We start from the raw sequence: 15,693 nt of genomic DNA, 5'->3' as shown, positions 1-15,693 counted from the left end.
TCACACCTTCTTCAAACTATAAAAACGAACAAACAGTAGTGTAAAAATGACAGCTACAATAACTCCCACTAAGAAAAATAACCAATCCCCTTTTATTAAAAAGACGAGACCAAATAGGCAACCTTGAATTAGTAAGACAGTGGACAATATTTTTTGAAAAGCTTTTTCGCGTTGATTTTCCTGAATGGGATATAAGTCAATCCAAAGCAAGTTTTGATGATGGTTCTTCAATGGCAAAAGCTGAAATCCTGTTAAATACATAAATAAAAGGAGGAATAAAAACTTCCCATAAACAAAGTCCCAAAAATAAATTAGAAGGCAGCCAATTACTGTAAGTCTAATAACTAATCCTAAATAATCTCCTGAACGTAGAAAAGTTCTCATTAATAAATATTGTTGAGAATTTTCCTGCTGATATACGATTCTATATGCAAGCCAATCCAGCCATTTACGTCTTTTAACGACATCTTTTAATTTAGGTACATCGGTAAAAAGGTTAGCAATTCGATAAAAACCAGTTAAACGATTCTGCTCCAATAAAATAATCTCTTCCCACTTCAGCCCTTTTTTCGATGAGTTTTTATAGAAGTAGTAAAACATTCCTAGCATGACCAATCCGAGAATAACGAGTAAAATCGAATTCGCTGAATTAAAAATTAAATACAAAAATACAGAATTTATACAATATCGAACGAACGAATCAGTGAACTGTACATTTTTTTCAACAAAATATTGAATTCTCCATCTTGTTGATAAATTCCATATTTTTAGTAAAAGGAGGATCAGAAGAAAATAGAAAAAGTTTTTATAGCTTGCTCTAGAAACTTGAACATATATAGGCATTAGAGCAGCTAGGACCATAATTAGCATATATGCTTGTAATATAAAGCTAACCATTCCTGATTTCCAAAAATAGTGCTTTAATTTATTTTCTAAAGGTAATAAGAAGACACGATCAGCTTCTAATAAAAATGTATAGATTGGACTATAGGTTAAAAAAACGCTTAAGATAAGCGACATGATCAGTCCAGCAGGAAATTGTTCATCTAAAGTTTTCACCCATGATTGATAATAAAAGGTTACAGAACCTATGAGAAATAGTAGCACAATCATTAAATGCCCATTAAATATGTAACGTAAATACCTACTTAATTCTTTGACTGTCTTTTTCGAACGCTCTGACCACAAATTCATGACATCAAACATAATCTTCTTCCTTCGTTAATTGAATATACAAATCATCTAATGTGGCATCAGGCATTTGAAATTGCATTCTTAATTCTTTTAATGTACCTTGTGCGCGGATTTTTCCTTCATGCAAAATAACAAAGCGATCACAATAACGTTCAGCAGTAGCTAGTATATGGGTTGACATTAATATGCCCGCCCCACTTTCTTTCATTTTCTTCATTAAATCTAATAATGACTGTATGCCTAAAGGATCTAAACCTACAAAAGGTTCGTCAACAATGTAAAGATGCGGCTGTACTAAAAAAGCACACATGATCATGACTTTTTGCTTCATTCCCTTAGAAAAATGGGCCGGAAACCATTTTAATCTTTTGGCCATCCGAAACTCTTGAACAAGTGCAGTCATTCTTTCTTTAAACACATTTCTTTCGAGTCCATAGGCCATTGCTGTTAATTCTAAATGCTCCTCAAGTGTTAACTCATCGTAAAGAATCGGTGTCTCCGGTATAAAAGTAAACTGTTTTCGATAGCCTTCTTTATCTTCAATAAAACTTTTTGCATTTATTTTGATTTCGCCTTTATGTGGCTCCATTAAGCCAATGATATGTTTAATCGTTGTACTTTTTCCCGCTCCATTTAAACCAATTAATCCGACGATCTCATTTTCATTTACAGTAAAGGAGACATTTTGGAGAATTGGCTTTTTCGTATATCCACCTGTAAGTTCTTTTATTTCTAACAATGACATGAACGTCGTCCTTTCTAAATAACTTATATAATACATACGTATTGTATCAAATATGGTTTCACAAAAATAGGAAATGCCAATTTGTTTAGCTTCTAAAATTCTTTTATCGTTTTAGGTATATAACCTTTCAAAATGGTTATTCTAAACTTTGAAGGGGATAACCACTTGATGCAAATCATCTAAATTGAAAATGAGGTGTCTGTTAAAGACAAATTACGTTTCAATTCCAGAGCTTCCTAAACGTTTTAAAAATAAGGGGATGGTTACATTGCGCACGAGTGCTTTTTAATCCATCAAAATACTTGTTACAACACTAAATTTAAAAAATGAGGTGTTTGTCGCAGATCATCATTCCGCTTTATAAGTTGTGATAACATATAAGGAATCAAGGGGATGGTCAGCTTGAACAAAGTAATAGTTTCCTTAAAGATAAAATAACTCATTAAAATGAGGTGTTTATCAAAGAAAACTTCCCGAAATAAACGTCTTATTGAAGCAGTTTAACCCCTTCATGAAGGTGGGATTCCTAGCGGATCCTGCCTTTCATCTTTTTTCTCGGTTATGATAAAATAGGAAAACAAGGAATAACCAGAAAGGAAGATAACGATGAGCGAGTGTATTTTTTGTAAAATAGTTAATGGAGATATTCCTGCTGCAAAGGTATTTGAAAATGAACATGTTCTTGCCTTTCTTGATATTAGTCAAGTAACGAAAGGTCACACATTAGTCATACCAAAAGTACATAAAGAAAATTTATATGAGTTAACACCTGAAATAGCAGCTAAGCTTTACGAAGTTGTCCCATCTATTGCTAACGCTTTAAAAACAGAATTCAACCCGATTGGTTTAAATTCCATCAATAATAATGGGGAGCATGCCGGTCAATCTGTATTCCACTTCCATCTTCATCTCATTCCCCGCTATGGAAAAGGAGATGGATTTGGTGCGGTTTGGAAATCCCATCAAGAGCAATACTCAGGACAAGATTTAAAGGAAATCGCTACTAGCATCAGCAAGCATCTATAAACCGAATGTGACCCCACTTTAAATGATTGGGGTCATTTAATTTGAGATAAAAATTTACTGAAAATTTCACTTTAAACAAGTTGAAAGCCGTGATATAATTACAACAAGCTTTTCGCAACAGGCTACGAGGGCACTGTTGGAAAAGTAAAAAGCTATAGAAAAGCAGAGGAGAGTTGAGAAATGAATACGAAAAATCTTGTTGCCCTATCCCTACTTATTGGGATCGGTGCTGTGCTTCACGCTGTTGTGCCTGGCATCTTTCAAGGGATGAAACCCGATATGATGCTAACCATGATGTTTTTAGGGATTATACTTTTCCCTGAGAAAAAGAGCGTTTTGCTTTTAGGATTAGTAACAGGGATTATTTCTGGGATTACGTCTACATTCCCTGGAGGTTTATTTCCAAATATAATTGATAAGTTTTTTACAGCTTTTATTGTTTTTGGATTGTTCCTTGCCTTTAAGAAATTTAATCGATCCATTGTTTCAGTTGGTATAATAACTGCAATCGGTACAATTATTTCAGGTATTATTTTCCTAACGTCTGCCTATTTCATTGTTGGATTACCAGGACCTTTTGTTGCCTTATTTGCTGCAGTGGTTCTACCTGCAACAGCACTAAATACGATAACAATGGTCATTTTATATCCAGTTGCAACATCGGTATTAAAACGTACGAAGTTTATTACACAAATAAATTAAAGAATATAGCCTGACCTTTATTTAAAGGTCAGGCTTTTTTATTTAAACATTAATAGTAATAATCCAATTGATAAAAATAAAACTCCACCAATGGCAAGTGTAGTTGATCTCTTTCTCAATAAATATTTTGGTGGATACGCGCCAGGGCGTTGCGAAGCTAAAAAATAATGAGCCATGCCTAAAAATAAAACGATACTTAGTCCAAAGAAACTGTAAATGATCCCCTTCAATTTTCCACCACCTCATATGAAAGTTATTTTCCCTGCTTGTATTAACACCATTTTATGACACCTCTTCTGTTTATATGAAGTCAATTTATCATTCATAATTAATTATAGTAAAAAAAAGGATTTAATTTTTTTTTGGCGAATTTTGAATAATAAGTTATTTTTTATTAGTATTTTGTAATTTTATGATTATTTCTAAAAATTTTGTAAATTTATATCTTTATTAATTTTTGTTTTATTGGCATAATGTTAGTAGAGAAATATATAAAGTAGGTGAAAAATGGGGATGTCTGATAAACTGTATTCAATGAAGGAAGCAATGCTATTTAGTCAAAGGATTGCCCAATTGAGCAAAGCATTATGGAAATCAATCGAAAAAGACTGGCAGCAATGGATTAAACCATTTGATTTAAATATTAATGAACATCATATTTTGTGGATTGCCTACCATTTAAAAGGGGCTTCGATCTCGGACGTTGCAAAATTTGGTGTAATGCACGTTTCAACAGCATTTAATTTTTCGAAAAAATTAGAAGAACGTGGACTATTAAGATTTTCAAAGAAAGAAAACGATAAAAGAAACACGTATGTGGAATTAACAGAAGAGGGAGAAAAAATCTTTTTAGAATTAATGGAAAGTTATGAGCCAGATAAAAATGCCGCTTTCTCAGGGGCCCTTCCATTAAGAGATCTCTATGGAAAATTCCCTGATATTATTGAAATGATGGCAATTATCCGGAATATTTACGGGGATGACTTTATGGAGATATTCGAGAAATCCTTTAATAATATTGAGACTGAATTTACCGATGAAAAGGGAATGCTTAGAAAAAAGCCATCCGCTGATCATGAACTTGTCTAAATTACAAATAATTCTTCAATTCTGTCATCAAAGTCAAATATAGATTTTGAGATATACAAGCGAGAATCACTTCTTTCGCTGTCAGATTACTCGGTAGGGAATCTAAAAATTGAAGATAAAGCGGATGAAAATATACAAACCCCTCCGCTTTTTGTTCTTCTAGCTGAATGCTTAAGTGCACACATTTAGAATGAAATTTTTGGACATCATCTTCTGTAAGTCCTTTTTGAATGACTAATTTATAAAATTCATCCTGGGATTTAGTTAACATCGTAACGATGAGTGATTGATGATACTGTAATACTTTTAATTGTTTTATAACTTCTGATTCTTCCAAGCGATTCACCTCATCAATGTAAAGGTAACTATAGTTACTAAAATATTTGTCTAAAAAAACATATTGATTTTTTCTTTCTTTCATCGTACATTATCTTAGTAAGTTTTGAAAGAAAACTTACTAATTTAAGCCCTTAAAGGGTACTTACTACTTTCTCCATATGGAGGTATAATTCGATGAATTGCTGGAGAACGATTAATATCGCTAAGCAATACGGTTCACAAAGACTATTTATTTTGTCTTCCTTAACGATGTTATTTTCGTTTATTATTCTCTATGTTCCTGTAACCTATTTAACTGAATTACCTTTAAAAAGTAATTACTTTTTCTTATTACTATTAAGTATTTTTTTTCTGTATCCAATTCATAAGCTCTTTCATTATTTACCGATTGCGCATTTAGGGGAACGAGTCAATAAATCTTTCGAAATGTACGGTAGCATTTTACCAATTATCCATATTCGCGTTCACGAACCTATTCGAAAATGGACATTTTTACTAGCACTATTTTTTCCTTTTATTATAATCGGTTTACTCATTTCGTTTGGATTTATTTTTTTTCCAAATTATAGCCATTATTTCACTATATTACTTTCCTTTCATATTGGCTTATGCGTGTCCGATTTTATTCGTGCTAAAAATATCCTTTTTGCCCCAAATCATTCCTTTATTGAGGAAAATGATGAAGGCTTTGAAATTTTAGTCTTTAAATCCGTTTCCTAATGGATGCCGCCTATTCTAACCTAAATAAGGAGGGAGTCGTTGATGTTGATGATCTCCGTTTTCATCATCTTTGCCATATTAATATTATTTAATATAAACAAATTAACCAATGCTTTATGTATTCAAAAGGAAATACCCGAAGAAAAACAACCAAAAGTATTTCAAATCATAAATATTTTAGTTACCATTCTTCTTATTTCCTCTTATGTAGAAGTTCTATATAGTTTTAATTAAAGTGCTGAGTGACCTTGCTACTTTTTATGAAAAGAAACATGGAGACAATTCTCCATGTTTCTTTTTGCTTTCTTATAGCCAAGAAGCACCTACAATGATTAACAAAATGAATAATACAACGATTAACGCGAAGCCTCCGCCGTAATTTCCACCCATGGTAACACCTCCTTTAATCTTTCTAACCTATCCTATTCAAGCTAAGGTTGTTTCGAATAGGCATCTATCATGACCTTAATTATTTTCTTAGCAAATTGACGCTCCTACAATAATTAATAAAATGAACAACACAACAATTAAAGCAAATCCAAAATTATGGCGGCCCATTTTTAATTCCTCCTTTTACCTCATCCCCCTCACCACATCATATGTATTGACATAGACATTTGGCATAAAAAAAAAGCCCATTTTCTGGACTATGACAAAGACAATATAGTTATTATTTTTGTTCTTTTCTACATTTGTGATATAGTGAATAGAAAAGCGGAAGCGCCTTGATCAGCCCCTACAAGCAAATGCTTCGCAATCCAGAAGTCGTACTTTGACTTTTTGGATTGCGAACATTTGACCTCGAGGGGCTAGGCGCTGAAGCTGGACAAATTTTATAGTAAATAAAGATTTAGGAGTGTTCAACATGAAAAAATGGATGATATCCCTATCCATCGCTGCTGGAGTTATTGGTTTATCCGCATGTAGCCAAAATAATGCAGATGTAGTGGTAGAAACGAAAGCAGGAAATATTACGAAGGACGAGCTTTACGAAGCGATGAAGGATAAAATTGGTGAACGAGCATTACAACAATTGCTTTACGAGAAAGTCCTAACAAAAGAATACAAAGTGACAGATAAAGAGTTGAATGAAAGATTGGAGCAAATCAAAGCAGAATTAGGAGAGAACTTTGAAACAGCTCTGACAAATTACGGATACAAAAACGAAGATGAATTTAAAGAAGTGATGAAAATTAGTCTTCTTCAAGAAAAAGCTGCCCTTAAGGATGTTAAAATTACAGATAAAGAGCTTAAGGAATATTATGATAACTACAAAACAGAAATTAGAGCAAGCCATATTTTAGTGGCGGATGAGAAGACTGCAAAAGAAATCAAAGATAAGCTAGATAAAGGCGGTAATTTCGAAGAGTTAGCTAAAAAATACTCAACTGACACTCTTTCTGCACAAAAAGGTGGAGATTTAGACTGGTTTGGCCCTGGAATGATGGTAGCACCATTTGAAGAAGCAGCATATGCATTAAAAATGAATGAAATCAGCAATCCAGTAAAATCCGAACACGGCTACCACATCATTAAATTAACTGACAAAAAAGAGAAAAAACCATTTGAAGAAATGAAGAAAGAATTAAAGAAAGAAATGACTGCTTCAAAGGTAACCGAAGAAACGGTTCAGAAAGCAATGGATCGTGAAATGAAAAATGCTAAAGTGAAAATAAAAGATAAAGACTTAAAAGATGCACTTGAATTAAAACAATAAAAAATAGGAAAAAAAAGCGGAAGCGCCTTGATCAGCCCCGACAAGCAAATGCTTCGCCACCTGGAAAGTCGTTCTTTGACTTTTTGGGTGGCGAACATTTGACCTCGAGGGGCTAGGCGCTGGAGCTGGATTACGAAAAACTACTTCAGATTTATTTACAACTTATATATCAATAATTTCCTAAGCCACTAGAAAAAGGACTGACAAATTGTCAGTCCTTTTTCTTACGATTCATATTCACGCTCGTTTTTTGTTCTAAGATTTCTCTCTTTTTCTAGACGTTCCATGTAAATTTCACCTTCACGCTCTATACTTTCCATTTCTAACTGTCTTTCTTCTTTCCCTGTTCGAACAGCCATAATAGCACTAATCATAATGCCAACAAATACTGCAATTACCCAGATAGGAATGGTCATCATCTTACTCCCTTCAAAATAAGGTTGTCCACCTTCCCTATCAACATATTCAAAATATTACCCATTTATTCTATTAAATTAGTAAAAAATCTAGCATTATTTATGAAAAGTAGGTTTATAAAAGGAACGGTTCTCCAATGGAAATATTCTTTCAGAAAATTCACCTGGTTTGACTCTTTCTAGAGCTCGATCTAACATATTCATTTTCGCATCAAGATTATCAATATAATGCAAAATTTCCGCTTCTTTTATTAGCGGTGGTTTAGGACTTCCCCATTCTGCTTTTCCGTGATGACTTAAGACAAGATGTTGTAACATTAAAACTTCTTCTCCAGAAATCTCGAGTTCATCAGCAGCTTTACCAATTTCATTTACCATAATCGTAATATGACCAAGTAAATTTCCAGCGATTGTGTAAGTAGTCGAAATCGGTCCAGATAACTCCATTACTTTACCCATATCATGTAATATAATTCCCGCGTAGAGTAAATCCTTATCTAGACTCGGATATAGAGTTGCAATCGCCTTAGCTAAATCTAGCATACTAACAACGTGGTAGGCTAAGCCGGAAACAAATTCGTGATGATTTTTCGTTGCAGCAGGGTATTCTAAAAAGGATTGCTGATGTTTTTTTATTAAATATCTTGTAATTCTTTGGATATTTGGATTCTTCATTTCAAAAATATATTGAGTTAGTTTGCTAGTCATTTCATCTTTTGATAGTGGAGCCACTTCAAGAAAATCTGATAAACTAACAGAATCTGAGGGAATGCTAGGCCGAATATGTCTGATTTTTAATTGATTTCTTCCGCGATAGCTTTGAATATCGCCGCTTATTTTAACGATACATTCTGGGCTATAGACCTTTGCATCTTCATCAGATGCATCCCATAACTTTGATTCCATTTCACCACTTTGATCTTGCAAGATCAATGTTAAAAAGGGCTTACCATTACTTGCTATCCCCTTCACTGAGCTTTTTACCAATAAAAAGAGATCAACCTGTTCTCCTACTTCAAATTGTAATAATCCTTTATTCATAAAATTCGACCTCCCCTTCCTACCAATATTATAATATAAATTAAAATTAGAAAAGCGCAGAGCTAGTACGCTTGCGCTAGGCAACAATTTTAGCCTTCCATCCTTTTCTTCTTACCAATTATTTAAGAACCAATAACTCATCCTTTTTTTCTAATTGCAGAATTTGTTTCTCTTCAAAGAAGAAAAGCAAATGAGAATGACAAGTAAAAAAGAGGATTTGATGCTCTTTAATTTCACCTAACAATTGGATCATCCGCTTTGTTCGTTGCTGATCAAAATTTACAAAGCTATCGTCAATAATGATTGGAAAATGTATTTTCTCAAAAATGGTTGTTGCTAATGCCAATCTTAAAGATACATATATTTGTTCCATCGTAGCTTGGCTTAATTCATTAGCTTCAAAAAAGGTATGGTCATTTCTCTCGATTAAAAAGCCACTACTATCTTCCTTTGGATGGATTCGAATATATGAACCCATTGTTAAAAAGGTAAAATACTCTTCCGCCTTTTTTAGTATTACTGGCAATTTTTCCACTTTATATTTCTCGATTGTTCTTGTTAAAAGATTTTTCGCAACTGCATAGGTACCCCATATTTTTGCCTGTTCCTCTAGCTCATATTTCTGTTGCTTATAACGATGAAGTAACTCTGTAAATGTTCCACCTTCCTCAAGAAACGAAATTTGAAATTTTATCTCTGCCAATTCTTTTTGAAGGTTATTTGATTTTCCTTCCAGTTGTTGATAATTTTGATCCCAGTGGTCTATTTGGTCATCTAGTTGTGATAAATTTTGATACTCTTCGTAATCTGTGATCGAGAAACCCGCTATTTCGATTTGCCTTTTTATGAGGGCAGATCTCTCTTTAAGAAGCTCTCTCTTCTCCGCTTCTTTTGCCAAGAAACGAAATTCTTCTTCTTCTTTCGCATTCACATCAATTAATAATTCTTCCAACTGTTTAGCTAAGTATTGTCTTTCTTTAGAGGCTGTCCCAATTTCTATCTTTAGCTCTTCTAGCTTTTGTTGCAATGCTTTGAACTGTAAATTGTTTTGCTGAGCTTCCTTAAGCGCCTCTTTTAGTTTGATGGTTGTTTCTGCTACATTCCCATTTGAATTAAGTAAGAACAATTCTGCTAGTTGTTTTATATGCATCACGATTGAATTTTGTCTTTCTATTACTTGAATTTGCTGAGCTGACAGTTTTTCCATTTCACCTTGCAAATCCTTTAAATCAGAAATGATATGAAAAGCATCATTTAAGCTTTCAAATGGAATATCCTTAGGTAGCATTAACATTTGAATCAGTTCGCTTATGGAATCGTTGTGTTTCATTGACTCTGTTTCCCAATTTTCATAGGAAAGAATCACTTGCTCATAACGAAGCTGTTGCTGAGATAACCGTAATTTAAGTAACTGTAATTGCTTTTGATATTGATCATCCATGCTAATTTTTATTGCTGCTTGTTCAGCTCCACTTTCTTTTGATGACGTCATTTCAAGCATTAATTGTTTTTCTCTTTGAATAAGAGACTTTAAAACCTCATCATCCATTGCGTTCTTCCCTGGCTTTTTAAAGAAGAAATAGCTGAAGACTATTAGCGAAAAACTCGCTATGAAAAGTGGTATCCATTCCTTATTGATTCCACTCCATATCGTTGAAAGTATGATAAAGAGGAGTAGAAAACTGGATTGTGTTTTTAATTTTTTTGCTTCTCTAATATTGATTTTTTTTAATTCTTTATGAAAATTAATTTTCTCTTGAACTTCTTTCAGTTCACTTTCTACCTGATTCTTTGCGGATTCACTTTTTAAAAGCTGAAGAAAATGATTTCTATCATTCACAGGTAGTATTTGTTCTTCTAGCAAAACGATTTCCTTTTCCAACTGCTCAAGAGTATTTTTTTCCTCAAGAAAACGACCATCTAGCATTTGTTTTTGATCCTTAAATCGGAAATATTTCAATTGAGCTTGACCTATTTTTTCTTTCATAAAAATGCTCGTATCAATCATTGCTAGTTGATCATCATTTATCGAATAATGGAGTTTTTCTTTTTGTTCCGTCATTTTTAATTGAAGTGATTTGATTCGAAATTTTATATCAATTAATTCGTTTGATAATTGATCATAAATGGGGGTATTTGTCAGTGCTGCTTCCACTTCTATTTCAAGTTGAAGTAATGTTTCATTAACTTCTATCTCTGACAATTTCAGTTTTAATTTTTCCTGTTTATCGAGCAATGCCTGTTCTACGGCCTCCATTGGTTTCAACAGTTGCACGATGCTATCGAAACGTTTTATCCCATCTGTGGGAAAGGTAAACATTTTCGTACGATCAAGATCTTGATTTATTTTTTTTAGTTCTTGTACATAGGCAAATTGATTTTTCCATTCTTTCATACGATTAATATTATGTTGAAGATTTTTCATTTCTAATTGAAGGGATTCAATTGACTCAACTTTACTAAGTCTTTTTTGTATGAGAGAAGAGTAAGCATCATTTTTTTCTCCAGCTTCCTTTAGTTTTTGGTGAAGTTCGTGAAGTTCCTTTAATTGTTCGTTCAAGATAGGCTTCTTTCCACCTGGTTTAAAGCGATTTTCAAGTTCCTTTTTTAATGCACTTTCAACTTTAAGGAGCTTATCTGTTCCAACTGCCCCTGTTGAGAAGAGGAATTTCCCAAGGTCTTCACTTTTTAATTGGTGAATATTTTGTAAGCCATTTAGATTGAAAGAATAAATTGACTGGTACATTCCTTTGTCCATATTTTTCAATAGTTTTGATAAAAGCTCTTCTCCGCCGGTATGACCGCTCTCAAGTTTTACAAGTACATCCCCAATCGATTTCCCTTTTACTCTTTCAATGACTACTTTTCCTTCTACCGGATGCAAGATAATTAGTTTCCCACCATATTTCGTATGATTTTTTGGTTCATATCTTAACTCGGTTTGCTGCTTTGTAGGAAATCCAAAGAGGATACTATGAATAAATGACATAATTGTTGATTTTCCAGCTTCATTTGGTCCGTAAAAAACATGTAGTTGGTCCAAATCTTTAATGACTTGATTTTCAATTTTTCCATAGCCATAGATTTGAATTTCTACTATTTTCATGCCATCCGTCTCCTTTATCTTAAGATTTTTCAAATAGTAAGTCGATTAGAATCCGTTCGGCTTCAGTCAACATTTCTCTCTTCTCTTCATCGTTTAAATTACTTATGTATTTACGGGCTAAATAATGCTGGTATAGAGGCTCAATAGCCTTATCCAATTGATTGTAATCATCTATAATTTGATATAATTCCATAAAGAAGCCATCTTCACTTTTTAACGTTTCCTTTTTATCATTTTGCTTTTCCTTAAATTGAATGGCAGTAACCCAAATAAATGATTCTTCTTCCACTTCATTCTCTTGCAATATTTCTAATAGTTCACCATTTATTAAACTATCTTTTCCTTCAATTGCTTTAAGATTGTTGATAACCAATTTGATTAATTTCCCTTTCGCATGGTTGTTTCTCATTTCGTTCAGCTTGTCGGTGCATAATTGATAAACCTCTTGAAAAGAGTTACATAGACTGGAATCGATTTCAACCGTGTTCCACTCTATATCAGTAGTTTCAATCCAACTTAGCTGATAATTAGTTTCCGATAAGGACACCAAATAACAGCCTTTTGGTCCATCCTCCTTATGGTGTCTGCCCTGAATATTTCCCGGATATACAATGGGTGGTGATTCTGACAAGATTTTTCCTTTATGTATATGTCCTAGTGCCCAATAATCAAATTGTTTTTCGACTAAGTCTTGAACATGGAACGGAGCATAATTACCATGACTACTACTTCCTCCATCATTTCCATGCAATATTCCAATATGAAAATCGGCACCAGAGATTTTCTGATAGTCTTCAATTTTTCTTTCAAGAACTTGACGGGTTGGATAACTGAATCCATATAAATGAACGGTTACATTATCTTTCAAAAAAGTATGAATCTCAACTTCCTTACCAAACACTATTACATTTGATGGAAGAGAAATTTGTGTCCATGAACCTGAGAGGTGGTCATGATTGCCATGTGTTATATAAACAGGAATGTTGGCAGCCTGAAGCCGTTCCATTTCACTCCGAAAACGTACCTGTGCACGTATACTTCTATCTTCACCATCATAAATATCACCAGCAATAATGAGAAAATCCACCTGATTTTCGATGGCGGTATCGACTACTCTTCTAAATGCAGAAAACGTGCTATTAAGTAATTTCTTATACATTTTCTCTGGGAGATGGCTTAAACCAACCATCGGACTATCTAAATGAAGATCAGCCGTATGTAGAAATGTAATTTTTTTCATCATTATCTCTTCTCCCCTCTTTTACTATTATTTTACCACTCCCTAAAGGCGAATGCACGTTCTATCAATAGTAAACTTTAACAAACTAAAGCACTGGGGGACTGACCCCCAGTGCTTTAGTTTGTTAAAGTGTGTCGTTTGTTTGTGATGTTGGTTTTGTTTTTGCTACTTCAGCGGAAAGTTGCTCGATGCTTTGACGCACATTGCCTTTTCCTGAGAAGTTTTCTAATAATTCTTTGACGTCTATTCCTGATGAAGCTTTTAATGATTCCTGTAAAGTGGACATTAGATTTGTAGCATATCCTGTGATTTTGTTTGCGCCTCCATTTTCTCCACTGCCACCGCCAGTATCTACGACAGTTATCTTATCAATATTAGAAAGAGGTGCTGCCACTTGCTTCGCATATTCAGGTAGCATTTTAACAATCATTTCAAGTACTGCAGCATGACCATACAGTTCGAAGGCTTCTGCAATTTTCTGTTTCGCTTCTGCTTCTGCTAGACCTTTCAATCGAATGATTTCTGCTTCTGATTCCCCTTGTGCTCGTTGTGCTTCTGCTTTTGCCAAACCATCCATTCGGACTTTCTCAGCTTCTGCCTTAGCTAAGGCTTCAATTCGATAGCGATTCGCATCGGCTTCTGCCAATTGTCTTGCTTTATCAGCTGCAGCTGCTTGTTCAACAGAATAACGGTCAGCGTCAGCTTTCTTTTTCACTTCAGAATCATATTGCTTTTCACGACGTAAAATCTCTTTTTCTTCTAGCTCAATTTGCTTTTGACGCTCTATAATTCTAATCTGCATCTCTTGCTCTGTTACTTCTTGTTTCGCTCTAGCAGTTTCCAAATCATAAGCCTGGTCAGCACGAGCTTTGGCTACATCTTGTTCCCGACGGTACTCAGCCATTTTCATTTGATTTTCTTTTTCAGCTTCAGCAATTTCTGTTGCACGCTCTAGCTCTGCTTTTTGTGCATCCTTATCTGCTTCAGCTCGTTTAATTCTTGTTTCTTTATCTGCTTCAGCTGTTGCAATATCTGCATCACGCTTCACTTGAGCAATTCGAGGTTTACCAAGAGAATCTAAATAACCATTTTTGTCACGTACATCCTTAATCGTAAAAGAAACAATGACTAAGCCCATTTTAGCTAAATCTTGTGAAGCGACCCTTTGAACTTCCTGAGAAAATTTGTCACGATTTTTATAAATTTCCTCCACCGTCATCGATCCAAGAATCGAACGAAGATGACCTTCTAGTACTTCACGAGCTTCATTTTCTCGTTCTTCCTTAGGCTTACCTAGAAACTGCTCAGCTGCCGTTGCGATTTCTTCAATCGATCCACCGATTTTAATAATCGCTGTTCCATCCGCCATAACTGGCACACCTTGTTCTGTATACACTTCTGGTGTTGATACTTCTAGTTTACTAGAAAGTAAGCTTAATGGTTCTGCTTGTTGGAATACGGGGAAAATAAATGCACCGCCCCCACGGATGATTTTAATTTTATTGCCTGATTCATCTACGTGAACATTTTTACTTCCTAAATAGCTCCCCGTGATAATTAAAGCCTCATCCGGTCCAGCAGTCCGATACTTCGTAATAAAAACAGCAATAAAAGCTAGGACCAAAAATGCAACTAATCCCACAATAATATACACTGGTTCAATCATTTAGCTTCCTCCTCATGTAAATATTTCTCTAAATTTTTATAGGGTGATACTTGTAAAACACTATTTTGAACATCAATAACTAGCACTTCTTCTCCTTCAGGGATGGCATGATTTTCAAAGCTTTGGGCAGACTTTGATATCGTCCCACTATTACTTTGAATAACCACCTCACCATAACCGTCTTCAGGAATGGGGATAATCACTTTGCCTACTCTACCTTTTAATGAATTCGTTGTATATACGAGCGATTCCTCCGCTGAAGAAAGTGGAATCAAAACAAAAACATTTAACAAAATATCTAGAATAATAGCTATTGCGATTGAAATAATTAAAATGATTAAATGATTAAATGATGTAAGTACTTCAAATAAATAGCCAGAAGCAGATGTAAAAGTAATAAATGAGAAAATTAAAGTTGGGTTAATAAAGCCCGTTGCCTCTAATACCCCTCCAAGTGCGTCACCAAAAAAAAGATAAAGAATGGTCACTCCACCAACGATAAGAAGTACCGTTAAATAAAAAGATTCAATAGATAATCCAAAAATCTCCATAGTTTTTCACCTTTTTACTCGTTTTGTCTTCGTAAATGGGGATAAATAATTCCAAAATGAAAGGAATGAATTTCTAACTCCCTCCTTCAATTAAACCAAATATATTTCCTACATTATTTACGTTTATCTATGAAAAAGGTT

Annotated in this window: 18 protein-coding genes; 6 read left to right on the top strand and 12 right to left on the bottom strand. The window is 34.1% G+C overall.

Features of this window, described 5'->3' with window-relative positions; translation table 11 throughout:
• Both ACFSO7_RS03840 and ACFSO7_RS03835 read right to left on the bottom strand, forming a co-directional pair.
• Complete coding sequence (locus tag ACFSO7_RS03840; protein WP_377875457.1) at positions 1–1,206, bottom strand: ABC transporter permease; 1,206 nt, start codon at positions 1,204–1,206, stop codon at positions 1–3.
• On the bottom strand, positions 1,199–1,939 hold the full coding sequence (locus ACFSO7_RS03835; RefSeq protein ID WP_377875455.1) for an ABC transporter ATP-binding protein: 741 nt from the start codon (positions 1,937–1,939) through the stop codon (positions 1,199–1,201). Before ACFSO7_RS03835 ends, ACFSO7_RS03840 begins: the two co-directional genes overlap by 8 nt.
• A gap of 606 nt (positions 1,940–2,545) precedes the next feature.
• Between ACFSO7_RS03835 and ACFSO7_RS03830 the strand changes: the two genes are divergently transcribed.
• Both ACFSO7_RS03830 and ACFSO7_RS03825 read left to right on the top strand, forming a co-directional pair.
• A complete protein-coding gene (locus tag ACFSO7_RS03830) occupies positions 2,546–2,965 on the top strand; it encodes an HIT family protein (protein WP_377875453.1) in 420 nt (139 codons plus the stop codon).
• 180 nt (positions 2,966–3,145) lie between these two features.
• Positions 3,146–3,667: a tryptophan transporter gene (locus tag ACFSO7_RS03825; RefSeq protein ID WP_377875451.1), complete on the top strand. Its 522-nt coding sequence runs from the start codon at positions 3,146–3,148 to the stop codon at positions 3,665–3,667.
• A 38-nt stretch (positions 3,668–3,705) separates the two neighbouring features.
• On the opposite strand, the gene yhzF is transcribed toward ACFSO7_RS03825, so the two are convergent.
• A complete protein-coding gene (gene yhzF, locus ACFSO7_RS03820; RefSeq protein ID WP_377875450.1) occupies positions 3,706–3,897 on the bottom strand; it encodes a membrane protein YhzF in 192 nt (63 codons plus the stop codon).
• A gap of 283 nt (positions 3,898–4,180) precedes the next feature.
• Here yhzF and ACFSO7_RS03815 point away from each other — a divergent pair, with 283 nt between their 5' ends.
• Positions 4,181–4,756, top strand: a complete 576-nt coding sequence (locus ACFSO7_RS03815) for an HTH-type transcriptional regulator Hpr (RefSeq protein WP_377875449.1) — start codon at positions 4,181–4,183, stop codon at positions 4,754–4,756.
• A 1-nt stretch (position 4,757) separates the two neighbouring features.
• Here ACFSO7_RS03815 and ACFSO7_RS03810 read toward each other — a convergent pair whose 3' ends face one another.
• The gene (locus tag ACFSO7_RS03810) at positions 4,758–5,102 is read right to left on the bottom strand and encodes a DUF1878 family protein (RefSeq protein ID WP_377876440.1); all 345 of its coding nucleotides are present in this window, start codon (positions 5,100–5,102) and stop codon (positions 4,758–4,760) included.
• A 167-nt stretch (positions 5,103–5,269) separates the two neighbouring features.
• Between ACFSO7_RS03810 and ACFSO7_RS03805 the strand changes: the two genes are divergently transcribed.
• Positions 5,270–5,815, top strand: coding sequence for a DUF3267 domain-containing protein (locus ACFSO7_RS03805; protein ID WP_377875447.1), 546 nt, complete (start codon positions 5,270–5,272; stop codon positions 5,813–5,815).
• Between the two features lie 48 nt (positions 5,816–5,863).
• Positions 5,864–6,049, top strand: a complete 186-nt coding sequence (locus ACFSO7_RS03800; protein ID WP_377876438.1) for a hypothetical protein — start codon at positions 5,864–5,866, stop codon at positions 6,047–6,049.
• 72 nt (positions 6,050–6,121) lie between these two features.
• On the opposite strand, the gene ACFSO7_RS03795 is transcribed toward ACFSO7_RS03800, so the two are convergent.
• Together ACFSO7_RS03795 and ACFSO7_RS03790 are read right to left on the bottom strand one after the other, a co-directional pair.
• Positions 6,122–6,205, bottom strand: coding sequence for a YjcZ family sporulation protein (locus ACFSO7_RS03795; protein WP_377876436.1), 84 nt, complete (start codon positions 6,203–6,205; stop codon positions 6,122–6,124).
• Positions 6,206–6,292: 87 nt separating this feature from the next.
• Positions 6,293–6,373, bottom strand: a complete 81-nt coding sequence (locus tag ACFSO7_RS03790; protein WP_377876434.1) for a YjcZ family sporulation protein — start codon at positions 6,371–6,373, stop codon at positions 6,293–6,295.
• Positions 6,374–6,680: 307 nt separating this feature from the next.
• Here ACFSO7_RS03790 and ACFSO7_RS03785 point away from each other — a divergent pair, with 307 nt between their 5' ends.
• Entirely contained in the window at positions 6,681–7,532 is an 852-nt protein-coding gene (locus ACFSO7_RS03785) for a peptidylprolyl isomerase (RefSeq protein WP_377875445.1), read from the top strand.
• Positions 7,533–7,756: 224 nt separating this feature from the next.
• Here ACFSO7_RS03785 and ACFSO7_RS03780 read toward each other — a convergent pair whose 3' ends face one another.
• The 6 genes from ACFSO7_RS03780 to ACFSO7_RS03755 all read right to left on the bottom strand — a co-directional run bounded on the left by ACFSO7_RS03780 (position 7,757) and on the right by ACFSO7_RS03755 (position 15,552).
• Positions 7,757–7,948, bottom strand: a complete 192-nt coding sequence (locus ACFSO7_RS03780) for a sporulation YhaL family protein (protein WP_377875443.1) — start codon at positions 7,946–7,948, stop codon at positions 7,757–7,759.
• A 96-nt stretch (positions 7,949–8,044) separates the two neighbouring features.
• Positions 8,045–8,989, bottom strand: a complete 945-nt coding sequence (gene yhaM / locus ACFSO7_RS03775) for a 3'-5' exoribonuclease YhaM (RefSeq protein WP_377875441.1) — start codon at positions 8,987–8,989, stop codon at positions 8,045–8,047.
• Positions 8,990–9,107: 118 nt separating this feature from the next.
• On the bottom strand, positions 9,108–12,095 hold the full coding sequence (locus tag ACFSO7_RS03770) for an ATP-binding protein (RefSeq protein ID WP_377875440.1): 2,988 nt from the start codon (positions 12,093–12,095) through the stop codon (positions 9,108–9,110).
• Between the two features lie 19 nt (positions 12,096–12,114).
• On the bottom strand, positions 12,115–13,338 hold the full coding sequence (locus ACFSO7_RS03765; RefSeq protein WP_377875438.1) for a metallophosphoesterase family protein: 1,224 nt from the start codon (positions 13,336–13,338) through the stop codon (positions 12,115–12,117).
• Positions 13,339–13,459: 121 nt separating this feature from the next.
• Positions 13,460–15,001 (bottom strand): flotillin lipid rafts scaffold protein FloT, encoded by a 1,542-nt coding sequence (locus tag ACFSO7_RS03760; protein ID WP_377875436.1) that lies wholly within the window; start codon positions 14,999–15,001, stop codon positions 13,460–13,462.
• Positions 14,998–15,552: an NfeD family membrane protein gene (locus ACFSO7_RS03755; protein WP_377875434.1), complete on the bottom strand. Its 555-nt coding sequence runs from the start codon at positions 15,550–15,552 to the stop codon at positions 14,998–15,000. Before ACFSO7_RS03755 ends, ACFSO7_RS03760 begins: the two co-directional genes overlap by 4 nt.
• Positions 15,553–15,693: the final 141 nt, after the last annotated feature.

Source organism: Bacillus sp. CGMCC 1.16607, from assembly GCF_042683745.1.
Taxonomy (GTDB): Bacteria; Bacillota; Bacilli; order Bacillales; family Cytobacillaceae; genus Pseudoneobacillus.
The sequence above is the reverse complement of the archived record's forward strand: the minus strand, read 5'-3'. Positions and strand labels throughout refer to the sequence as shown.

Coding starts and splice junctions, on each gene's coding strand:
- ACFSO7_RS03760 (WP_377875436.1), bottom strand. CDS start 15,001: ATGATTGAACCAGTGTATATTATTGTGGGATTAGTTGCATTTTTGGTC.
- ACFSO7_RS03840 (WP_377875457.1), bottom strand. CDS start 1,206: ATGTTTGATGTCATGAATTTGTGGTCAGAGCGTTCGAAAAAGACAGTC.
- ACFSO7_RS03785 (WP_377875445.1), top strand. CDS start 6,681: ATGAAAAAATGGATGATATCCCTATCCATCGCTGCTGGAGTTATTGGT.
- ACFSO7_RS03755 (WP_377875434.1), bottom strand. CDS start 15,552: ATGGAGATTTTTGGATTATCTATTGAATCTTTTTATTTAACGGTACTT.
- ACFSO7_RS03765 (WP_377875438.1), bottom strand. CDS start 13,338: ATGATGAAAAAAATTACATTTCTACATACGGCTGATCTTCATTTAGAT.
- ACFSO7_RS03835 (WP_377875455.1), bottom strand. CDS start 1,939: ATGTCATTGTTAGAAATAAAAGAACTTACAGGTGGATATACGAAAAAG.
- ACFSO7_RS03825 (WP_377875451.1), top strand. CDS start 3,146: ATGAATACGAAAAATCTTGTTGCCCTATCCCTACTTATTGGGATCGGT.
- ACFSO7_RS03815 (WP_377875449.1), top strand. CDS start 4,181: ATGTCTGATAAACTGTATTCAATGAAGGAAGCAATGCTATTTAGTCAA.
- ACFSO7_RS03790 (WP_377876434.1), bottom strand. CDS start 6,373: ATGGGCCGCCATAATTTTGGATTTGCTTTAATTGTTGTGTTGTTCATT.
- yhaM (WP_377875441.1), bottom strand. CDS start 8,989: ATGAATAAAGGATTATTACAATTTGAAGTAGGAGAACAGGTTGATCTC.
- ACFSO7_RS03780 (WP_377875443.1), bottom strand. CDS start 7,948: ATGACCATTCCTATCTGGGTAATTGCAGTATTTGTTGGCATTATGATT.
- ACFSO7_RS03805 (WP_377875447.1), top strand. CDS start 5,270: ATGAATTGCTGGAGAACGATTAATATCGCTAAGCAATACGGTTCACAA.
- ACFSO7_RS03770 (WP_377875440.1), bottom strand. CDS start 12,095: ATGAAAATAGTAGAAATTCAAATCTATGGCTATGGAAAAATTGAAAAT.
- ACFSO7_RS03795 (WP_377876436.1), bottom strand. CDS start 6,205: ATGGGTGGAAATTACGGCGGAGGCTTCGCGTTAATCGTTGTATTATTC.
- ACFSO7_RS03830 (WP_377875453.1), top strand. CDS start 2,546: ATGAGCGAGTGTATTTTTTGTAAAATAGTTAATGGAGATATTCCTGCT.
- ACFSO7_RS03800 (WP_377876438.1), top strand. CDS start 5,864: ATGATCTCCGTTTTCATCATCTTTGCCATATTAATATTATTTAATATA.